Source organism: Vibrio sp. 1401 (genome assembly GCF_033340295.1).
On record NZ_JAWOWF010000581.1, the window covers coordinates 1 to 592 of the forward strand.

At 45.6% G+C, this 592-nt stretch carries 1 protein-coding gene; it reads left to right on the top strand.

Annotated features, from left to right (window positions below; translation table 11 throughout):
* The coding region (locus R7Z77_RS26955) for a methyl-accepting chemotaxis protein (RefSeq protein WP_318137251.1) at positions 1–592 on the top strand (592 nt) is incomplete at both ends.

Genomic DNA, 592 nt, shown 5'->3' on the forward strand with positions numbered 1-592 from the left:
CATCTGACATCACTGATAAAGTTCAAAGGGATTTAAACATCTCTCAAGCGATAGCCGACTCTTCTTTTATCGCGAGAAATGCCAGCGAAGAAGCCACATCAAACGTCTGCGGCGCAGAACATTCTCTGAATGAGTTTCGCACCATGATTGAAGAAGTACTGAGTGCCGTCACCGCTTGTGATGATAAAGTTCAAGAGCTATTTAAAACCTCGCAGCAAGTCACTGAAATCGTCAAAGTGATCGACAGCATCGCCTCACAAACCAATCTCCTAGCTCTAAATGCAGCGATTGAAGCAGCTAGAGCTGGTGAACATGGACGAGGATTTGCAGTGGTTGCGGATGAAGTGAGAACTTTAGCAACTCGAACCAGCACGTCGATTGATGAAATCAACCACGTAGTTCTGAGCAACCAATCCCTAACGACCGAACCTCGCTCATTTATCGAGGTCATCAACCAAGGCTTTCTCAGTTCGATGTCGAAACTATTGGAAGTGGACGAGTTTATGAAATCAATCGATGAAGGTTCACACCTAACAGTTGAGTCGATCAGCGCGCTGAGAGCTATCGTCAATCAGGATACGCATCTACATCT